This is a genomic window from Hydrogenivirga sp. 128-5-R1-1 (assembly GCF_000171895.1).
Genome location: NZ_ABHJ01000538.1, coordinates 1 through 1,018, shown reverse-complemented (window position 1 = coordinate 1,018; position 1,018 = coordinate 1). Strand labels below are relative to the sequence as shown.

Here is a 1,018-nt window from a genome sequence, read left to right as displayed (position 1 = left end):
GCTGTCGCCGTATTCTTTATAAAGTGTATAGCCTTCAATCCATTTATTCATTTCTAAAATAGGTAGCATATCAACTACTGGTTTCACATCTGTCTTAACCTCAAACATTCCGTAATAAACACCTTTGATTTTTGCATTTTTTACTTTTTCAAAGAAATTCATAACAGTTGATATAAAAAGAGGTATAGAGCGAAACCCATGTGTTAAATCCATGTAAATATCTTTATTTTCAACATCTAATTTTGAAAGTATCTCAAACATTTTCCAGAATTCCTGATGGTTTGTCCCAAAGGGTATAACTACTTTTTCATAGTCTTTAATAGATTTATCTGCCAGTTCCCAGCGTGATTGCTCTGTACCAACTATGTAAATCTTATCAGGTTTTACTGCCTTTTCAATTACACTAAGTACATAATCTGTCTTTTCTTGAATGTCTCCAAAACTGTAAACAGTTTCTTTATAATTTCCAGCACCTAAGATAGAAATAAGCACTTTCATAACTTTTTTCCTCCCATTCTTTCGCCTCCTTTTTAAGTACTTATTTTTTAAATATTCTATATTCCTGTCTATCCAGTCCTGATAGTGTCTGTTTTTCAAAAAATTTTTTAATCCTATATGAGACCTATGGGAAAACCTTTTAGCCCCAACAACAGGGAGCTTTTTCTTTTTTTCGCGTTTTGCCATGTTAACTCTCCGGAGTTAAAACACACCAGCCTAAAAGTTCATTGTCTATTGTTAGTTTTCGGGATTTATTTGGGAAATCTGGATATCCTCTATGAACTAAATACTTATAAGCCTGTGAATATAATTCAGGGTCAAGTTCTTTTACTAAAAGATTTATTGTTGTACTTAAAAATCCCTGATGTTTGCCAAGTCTGAGAATAATGTATTTCTTCTCAGGAGATATTTCAGCAAGCTTCTTTCTTTTTTCAAGTTTATTTATTATTTTTGATTTTTCTTGTGGCTGTAGTTCTTTTGTGTCTTTAAAATATTCAATATCTTCATTTAAAATCTTTAT

General features: G+C 31.1%; 1 protein-coding gene and 1 pseudogene. Both read right to left on the bottom strand.

Annotation, left to right across the window (positions count from 1 at the left end):
- Positions 1-684 (bottom strand): TIGR02221 family CRISPR-associated protein (gene csx2, locus HG1285_RS00105; RefSeq protein ID WP_008289757.1); only part of this gene is annotated, 684 nt, incomplete at its 3' end.
- Between the two features lies 1 nt (position 685).
- A pseudogene (locus HG1285_RS20165) lies at positions 686-1,018 on the bottom strand (hypothetical protein); the annotation flags it as partial.